Source organism: Acinetobacter sp. UBA6571, assembly GCF_002434085.1.
In the GTDB taxonomy this organism is placed as follows: domain Bacteria; phylum Pseudomonadota; class Gammaproteobacteria; order Pseudomonadales; family Moraxellaceae; genus Acinetobacter; species Acinetobacter radioresistens.
On record NZ_DJJJ01000004.1, the window covers coordinates 47048 to 55572 of the forward strand.

Consider the following 8525-nt stretch of genomic DNA (forward strand, 5'->3'; position numbering starts at 1 on the left):
TAATGCCTAAACGTACGGATATTAAAAGCATCTTAATTATTGGTGCTGGCCCTATTGTAATTGGTCAGGCATGCGAGTTTGACTATTCAGGTGCACAAGCATGTAAAGCGCTGCGTGAAGAAGGCTACCGTGTTATTTTGGTGAACTCTAACCCGGCAACCATTATGACCGACCCTGCAATGGCAGATGCTACTTACATCGAGCCAATCACTTGGCAGACTGTTGCCGCGATCATTGAGAAAGAGCGTCCGGATGCGGTCCTTCCAACCATGGGTGGTCAAACTGCGTTGAACTGTGCGCTTGCACTTGACGCAAATGGTGTATTAGAAAAATATAATGTTGAATTGATTGGGGCGACCAAAGAAGCGATCGAAAAAGCAGAAGACCGTAAACTGTTCGACCAAGCAATGCGTAAGATTGGTCTTGAGTGTCCAAAAGCTGCGATTGCAGAGTCAATGGAAGAAGCGCTTGAAATTCAAGCTCGTTTCGGTTTCCCAGTGATTATCCGCCCATCATTCACCATGGGTGGTTCTGGTGGCGGTATCGCTTATAACCGCGAAGAATTCCTTGAAATCTGTGAACGCGGTTTTGACCTTTCTCCGACTAAACAGTTATTGATCGATGAGTCTTTAATTGGCTGGAAAGAGTATGAGATGGAAGTTGTTCGTGACAAAAACGACAACTGTATCATCGTATGTGCGATCGAAAACTTTGATCCAATGGGTGTACACACCGGTGACTCGATCACGGTTGCACCTGCACAAACATTGACTGATAAAGAATACCAATTGATGCGTAATGCATCTTTAGCAGTTCTTCGTGAAATTGGTGTTGAAACAGGTGGTTCTAACGTTCAGTTTGGTATCAATCCAAAAGATGGTCGTATGGTGATCATCGAGATGAACCCGCGTGTATCACGTTCCTCTGCGCTTGCATCGAAAGCAACAGGTTTCCCGATTGCAAAAATCGCAGCGAAACTGGCAGTTGGCTATACCCTTGATGAACTGAAAAATGATATTACTGGTGGTACAACTCCAGCATCTTTCGAACCAGCAATTGACTATGTCGTCACCAAAGTTCCACGTTTCAACTTCGAAAAATTCCCGCAAGCTGACGCGACTTTAACAACTCAGATGAAATCTGTCGGTGAAGTCATGGCCATTGGCCGTAACTTCCAGGAATCTGTGAATAAAGCACTTCGTGGATTAGAAGTGGGCGCTTCTGGTTTTGATGAAAAAATCGAAGTGGGTACTGAAGGTGCACGCGAGAAGATTCTTCAGGAACTTAAAGTTCCAGGTCCAGAGCGTATCTGGTATGTAGCGGATGCATTCCGTCATGGTTTCACTTTAGACGAAGTATTTGCAGCGACCAATATCGACCGCTGGTTCCTGGTCCAGATCGAAGACATCATCAACACTGAAAACCAGATCAAAACTTTAGGTTTCGGTGACTTGAACGCGGACAACATCCGTTCATTCAAACGTAAGGGTTTATCGGACCTGCGCATTGCGAACTTGATGGGTATTTCACAAAAACAATTCCGTAAACACCGTTGGAACCTGGGCGTAACCCCTGTTTACAAACGTGTGGATACCTGTGCAGCTGAATTCGAATCGGATACAGCATACATGTACTCAACTTACGATGAAGAGTGTGAGTCTAACCCATCGAACCGTGACAAGATTATGGTGATCGGCGGTGGACCTAACCGTATTGGTCAAGGGATCGAGTTCGATTACTGCTGTGTACACGCGGCGCTTGCAATGCGTGAAGATGGCTATGAAACCATCATGGTGAACTGCAACCCTGAGACTGTTTCTACGGATTATGACACATCAGACCGTTTGTACTTCGAACCGATTACCTTGGAAGATGTACTTGAAATCGTTCGTACAGAGAAGCCTAAAGGCATCATCGTACAATACGGTGGTCAAACGCCGCTTAAATTGGCTCGTGCTTTAGAAGAAGCGGGTGCGCCAATTATCGGCACATCACCTGACGCGATTGACCGTGCAGAAGACCGTGAACGTTTCCAGCAAATGATTCAACGTCTGCAACTACGTCAACCAAACAACAGTATCGTAAAATCTGCTGAAGAAGGTATGGCTGAAGCAGCGAAAGTCGGCTACCCGCTTGTGGTACGTCCTTCTTACGTTCTTGGTGGCCGTGCGATGGAAATCGTATACAACGACGAAGAACTCAAACGCTACTTACGTGATGCGGTTCAGGCATCTAACGAAGCGCCAGTTCTGCTTGACCGCTTCCTGGATGACGCAATTGAAGTTGACGTTGACTGCGTGTCTGACGGTAAAGACGTTGTGATCGGCGGGATCATGCAGCATATTGAACAAGCGGGAATTCACTCAGGTGACTCAGCATGTTCTATTCCTCCGTACTCTTTATCTAAAGAAGTTCAGGACGAAATGCGCCGTCAAACCATCGCGATGGCGAAAGAGCTTGGCGTAATCGGTTTAATGAACGTACAGTTTGCGGTGAAAGGCGACGATGTTTACATCCTGGAAGTGAACCCACGTGCATCACGTACAGTGCCTTTCGTTTCTAAGTGTATCGGCGAATCTTTAGCGAAAGTCGCTGCACGTTGTATGGCAGGTCAATCTCTTGAGTCACAAGGCTTCACGGCTGAGATTATCCCTGAGCACTTCTCTGTAAAAGAAGCCGTGTTCCCATTCAACAAATTCCCTGGTGTTGACCCGATCCTTGGCCCTGAGATGAAATCGACAGGTGAAGTAATGGGTGTGGGTAAAACTTTTGGTGAAGCATTCTATAAAGCAGTGCTAGGTGCAAATGAACGTTTACCTGGTCTTCCAACTGAAGGCGAAGTGAAACATGCATTCATCTCTGTACGAGACTCAGATAAACCTCGTGCTGTCGGTATTGCGAAACAATTAATTGACCTAGGCTTCAAGATTCTTGCGACTGATGGTACATTTAAAGTGATTAGCGAAGCTGGTCTTGAATGTGAACGCGTGAATAAAGTGACTGAAGGTCGTCCTAACATTGTGGACCGTATCAAAAACGGTGAAATCCACCTTGTCATTAATACGACTGAAGGCAAAAAGGCACAAGAAGACTCATTCTCGATCCGTCGTTCAGCACTTCAAGGTAAAGTGTATAATACAACTACATTGAATGGTGCGGACGCTGTATGCCAAGCTCTAGCAATTAAATTGCCAATGGATGTATATCGTTTGCAAGACCTAACTAAAGGTTAATTCGCTTCCAAGAAGTCCCGCTACCTTCTTGGTGGCGGGCTTTTTTTTATTTATATATTTTACATCCTTCCACTGACTTTTGAGGGACAACATGCAACGTTATCCTATGACCCCTGAAGGCAAAACTGCCTTAGAGAAAGAATTACACCAGCTTAAAACTGTAGAACGTCCACGTATTACAGCAGCGATTGCAGAAGCACGTGAACATGGTGACTTGAAAGAAAATGCAGAATACCACGCTGCACGTGAACAGCAAGGTTTCTGTGAAGGTCGTATTCAGGACATCGAAGGTAAACTGGGTGCAGCTCAGGTTATCGATATTAAAGATCTTGAGCAGAATGGCCGTGTAGTTTTCGGTGTAACAGTAACTATTGAAAATCTTGATACTGAAGAACAGAAAACTTATAAAATCGTTGGTGATGATGAAGCTGACTTTAAAATTAATAAAATTTCTGTGAACTCACCTATTGCACGCGGACTTTTAGGCAAAAGCGAAGGTGATGAAGCAAAAATTGTTACGCCTCAAGGTGAAGTAGAATATGAAATTGTGAGTGTTGAATATATTTAGTCAAACACGATACACATGAAGCCCCTTTCATCAGGGGCTTTTTATTGACAATATTATTTTCGCTCATCTCAAATTTTAAAATTTTTCAGATATAATCTGCTGCTCTTCAGTATTTAATTTTTCTTATGGATCAGCTGATCAACTCTCCGGTTAAACACTGGTGTGAGTTCGAATTCATCTCGAAGACAGTAAAGAATCCGAATATTCATATTAAAGGCAATTATAGTTATTACTCAGCCTATTGGGATCAAGGGTTTGAACGTTGTGTAGTGCGTTATCTTCATGATAAACCTGCTACCCCAGATAAACCGATTGATCAGCTTTATATTGGTAATTTTGTCTGCTTTGGTGCTGAAAGTGTCATTATGATGGGGGGTAATCAGCTACACCGTACAGAATGGATTTCAGTGTTTCCCTTTGATACCCGTAGTTTTGTGCCAGCAGGAGATACAATTATTAGTGACGGTTGCTGGATTGGTAGCCGTGCCATGATTATGCAAGGTGTAAAATTGGGAGAAGGCGCAGTAATAGCAACAGGTGCTGTAGTAACTAAAGATGTTCCACCTTATGCAGTTGTCGGTGGTGTACCTGCACGAATTATTAAATACCGTTTTTCTCAAGAAGACATCCAGAAGCTGCTTTCCCTTAAGCTTTATGATATGGACGAAAAGCAGTTATTAAAAATACGCGGGCGACTACAGTCAGATAACGTTTCATCTTTAATAGCATTTTTAAATGAATTTTAATCCGCATCTGATAGAGACTGTATATTAATTTTTATCTTGCTAATTTCCAGACAGAGAGAATTGATGATCTTAAGTTGATTTAGAAATTCAGGGTAGCCACTGAAATTTTTTTAAGTTTATCTTTCCATTTATGACTGTTAGGCCCTCTTCAATTAATAAAACAGACTGTATATTTTGACCTTGTGTATTTAATTTACTTAGGCTAATTCTACCTTGACTATTAATTACGCGATGCCATGGAATATCAGTTTCTATAGGCAGATTTTTGAGTATATAGCCGACTAATCGTGCATGTTTTGGCAACCCGGCAAGACGCGCAACCTGCCCATAAGTTGCAACTTTACCACAAGGAATCAGACTAATAACTTCTAAAATCTGTCCATATAATTCATGTGCAGAAGAAATAACATCCTCCTTAAAATCTATAGCTTTATAAAGTATAAGAAAACTTAAAATTCTAAATAGATTATCACTTAAGTTTAAAAAAATTTTAACTAAAGACAAAAAAGGACCCGAAGGTCCTTTTTTGTTACCTTATATATTTAGAAAATAATTTGGCCATTCTGTAACAGTTCATCCAATGTAATGGCACTTGGCTGATTGGTCAGCTGTAATAATGGAGTGGCAATAAAAGTAGTTCCGGTTCCATCCCGGTCGATGGACAAAGTTACAGTTGATGACGTTGAATTATAGTTTAGCTGGATATATTGTCCCAGATTATTAGCATTAACCTCGCCTCCTAGCAGATCCGACACATCAATCCGGTCAGCCTGATTATCGATACGAATATTACCTACATGGAAGTCTGTCCAGGTATCAGTACCATTACCGCCTCTTGCATTAGCAGCAACTAGCAAATCAAACACTACAGTATCAGCGCCTGGACCACCAGTAATGGTGTCGTTGCCTGCACCACCATTAATATAATCATTACCTGCCCCTGCATTTAAAGTATCATCACCATTACCACCTCGCAGGATATCATTTCCTGAACCGCCATTTAACGTATCATTTCCATCATAACCATAGAGGCGTTGAGATACAGTACTATTGCTATTACCTAAGATATTAGCATTAGCATTACCCTCAACAATCGGTGAAGCGCTTCCTGAAAGTAGACCACCCAACAGATCTACACTTGCAATCCCACCTCGGCTATATGAGGTAGATGAGCCTTGGCTATCTGTAGCAACCACATTCAAATTATTCAGTAAATTCAGATTTAAGATGCCTCCTAGCAAACTACCCGATAATTTGACTGATGCCAAGAATTCATTAATTTCCTGATTATCAAGTACCTGCCCTTGTGCAGCTTCAATCGTAATACGCGCCGGACGGCTAGGAACTAATGGTAAAGCTAATTGACTGCTTTGCGTAGTAACATTATAACCAAATAGATTAGCTAACCCTGTTGAGAAGCTAAAATTCTCTCCACCCAGTGATACTGCAGAATTTAATGTAATTTCTACTCTTCTTAAATCGCCATTTGCATCTGCCGCTGCAAATAGTTGCTGATTTAAATCAATCAGACCTGCTACATCTGCGCCTACCACGCCCAGTAGAGCATTACTGTTAACAGCTGCAACAGGTGCAACCTGTCCAATAATATTCAAGTTAAAGTTAGCAGTGGTAATATTACCTGCCGTATCTGTTACTCTAGCCTGCCAAGTATGATTTACACCGGTCGCAGATGAAGACAGTGCTGTGGTAGGCGTATAACTCCAGTTACCACTAGCATCTACAGTAATTGGCGTAGTTATTGTTACACCATCCTGAATAAGTGTAATGGTACTGTTCGGCGCTGCCCTGCCAAAGATTGTTGGCGTATTATCATCAGTAATCGCACTAGAATAAATATTGCCTTGAACATTACCTACATTATCGCCTGCACCTACGATTGTAACTACTGGCGGTGTAGTATCTACAGTAATATTACCTAAAGAAGAGGTATTCGTATGATTGGTAGTGTCTGTTACGGTAGCCGTTACATTATAAGTACCATCTGCAAAACCAGCTGGAGGCGTAGCAATCCACCTGCCAGTCGTGGTGTCGTACACAGCATTGACGTTCACTCCAGTACCGGAAGCAGATGTATACCTTACCACTACTGTGGTCACATCCGGATCTGCGATCACCGCGATGCGACCATCTTGGGTGATCAGGTCAGTATTACTGCTACCCGTATCATTAACTAAACTAACTCTAGGGGCTGTTGTAGAAGTATCTGCAATGTTAATAGTAAGTTTTGCCGTATCTACTGTATTTCCATCAGATAATGTATAAGTAAATACTTCAGAACCGCCTATAGACGCTGGATCTCCATAAGCTGTATAAGTATAGGCTCCTGACGAATTAATGGTAAGTACACCATATAGTCCTTCAACTGTAACATTGCTTCCATTTGATGGAATGACTACGATAGGTCCATCAGCAATTTGTACCTGAGTAATTACACCTCCCTGGGCATCATCTGTACCGCCATTACTGCTACCCGCACCTGTAATCACATTACCACCTGTTAAGGCTTCATTAGCAAAATCGGTTTCGGTAAGCTGGGTCGTAATATCAGTAGCTTGCAATAGTGTAAGTGTATTACTTAAAAGAGCATCTGCTAGTGAACTCAAGACTGTATTGAGTAGTCCGGTAGCACCAACATTATTCAAAATAGTGACTAATGGATTAATAATCTCATCAACTGGCAAACCATTCAATGTAGTTAAAACAGGAGATAACAGCGTAGTAACTGTTGGCCCCAAAACTGGACCTAATGCATTAGAAACTGTATTGAGTACCAGCGTCTGATTTTCAGGCCCTAAAATGACGCCTGAATTTCCAAGCTCTTGTAAAGATACTCCACCACTATTATCTGAATCTAGCAAGTCAGTTAATGTACTCTCATCATTACGAACCACAACACGATATGTACCTGGTTGCAAGCCTCTGACTGTAGCAGTTAAAGTATTGTCTCCTGTTACACCTAAGACATTTAAACCAAGAACATCCCCTACTAGCGAGTTTTGTGTTACTGCAGAATAGACAACATTACCATTTGCATCAACAACATCTAACCGGAAGGCATCTGCAACTGCGGCGAGTGCAGTTTGGCTTATTTCAATATTGAGTACACCAAATTGATCAGGTCCTACAATTACAGTCACACCATTGTCAGTGCCATTATCCGACTCTAATAAACCCAATACCTGAACATCTGTATCGGTCACTTCGGGATAGACTGTAGTGATCTGACTTACAATGTCCAAGTTTACGACATCATCTATGGCATTTGGTGGTGTCAAATCTATTCTTACTGGGGCTGTAGCAACGTTTCCGGCAATATCTGTAGAATTCACGCTAAGCAGCTGGTTATCCGCTACAGAAGCTGTCGGAACATTAAATGTATAGGTGCCTGTTGAACCTACTATCGTACTAACAGGATTGCCCAGATTATCTAAAATTGCTACACCTGTAGTTGTGGTTAAAGTAACAGTAGATCCTACCTCTGCTGTGCCACTCACAATGACAGTCGCCGGATCTGGATTGCCATTATCTGAATCTAAAGCAAAGCGCGCAGTAACCGTAGTGATAGTATCTATAGTAACGCCTACCGCATTAGTTATACTGCTGTTGCCATTAACATCAGTCACGACAGCTCTATATTGATAGGTGTTATCTGCGACTCCAGTCTGTGCGGCTGTTGTTGCCACCCAGGTATTTCCGCCATCCGTAGAAATCTGGTAGACCACGGTAGAACCTGTTTCCTGACCCGTTAATGTCAAATTAAATGAATTGTCATTACTGATTCCATCAGAGAGGCTGATGCCCGTATCGGAGAAATCTGCCAGACTCAGGCTTCCAGGAATTGGTGCAATATTATCTGTTGCAGTCGCGGTATCGATGGCAATGTTGCCGTTGATATCGGTTGCGGTGGCGGTGTAGTTACCGGCGAGAGCTGGCGCGGCAATGCTGCCACTGATGCTG

5 protein-coding genes are annotated in these 8525 nt (G+C 42.6%); 3 read left to right on the forward strand and 2 right to left on the reverse strand.

The annotated features are described in order from the left end of the window. Positions 1–2: 2 nt before the first annotated feature. The 3 genes from carB to B3X18_RS00980 all read left to right on the forward strand — a co-directional run bounded on the left by carB (position 3) and on the right by B3X18_RS00980 (position 4547). Positions 3–3233 carry a carbamoyl-phosphate synthase large subunit gene (gene carB / locus B3X18_RS00970; protein ID WP_005015696.1) on the forward strand — a complete coding sequence of 1077 codons (3231 nt, stop codon included), beginning with the start codon at positions 3–5 and terminating at the stop codon, positions 3231–3233. A 91-nt stretch (positions 3234–3324) separates the two neighbouring features. Next, a complete protein-coding gene (gene greA / locus B3X18_RS00975) occupies positions 3325–3801 on the forward strand; it encodes a transcription elongation factor GreA (protein ID WP_005015697.1) in 477 nt (158 codons plus the stop codon). A 125-nt stretch (positions 3802–3926) separates the two neighbouring features. Continuing rightward, positions 3927–4547: a CatB-related O-acetyltransferase gene (locus B3X18_RS00980; RefSeq protein ID WP_005406123.1), complete on the forward strand. Its 621-nt coding sequence runs from the start codon at positions 3927–3929 to the stop codon at positions 4545–4547. An 87-nt stretch (positions 4548–4634) separates the two neighbouring features. Here the strand turns inward: B3X18_RS00980 and B3X18_RS00985 are convergent, their stop codons facing one another. Next, positions 4635–5003, reverse strand: coding sequence for an MGMT family protein (locus B3X18_RS00985; RefSeq protein WP_080941304.1), 369 nt, complete (start codon positions 5001–5003; stop codon positions 4635–4637). A gap of 86 nt (positions 5004–5089) precedes the next feature. Next, on the reverse strand, positions 5090–8525 hold a 3436-nt coding region (locus B3X18_RS00990), incomplete at its 5' end, for a beta strand repeat-containing protein (RefSeq protein ID WP_286935010.1).

What these genes read in the sequence shown, in the direction of transcription:
- carB (WP_005015696.1), top strand. Translation starts at nt 3, where the DNA reads ATGCCTAAACGTACGGATATTAAAAGCATCTTAATTATTGGTGCTGGC.
- greA (WP_005015697.1), top strand. Translation starts at nt 3,325, where the DNA reads ATGCAACGTTATCCTATGACCCCTGAAGGCAAAACTGCCTTAGAGAAA.
- B3X18_RS00980 (WP_005406123.1), top strand. Translation starts at nt 3,927, where the DNA reads ATGGATCAGCTGATCAACTCTCCGGTTAAACACTGGTGTGAGTTCGAA.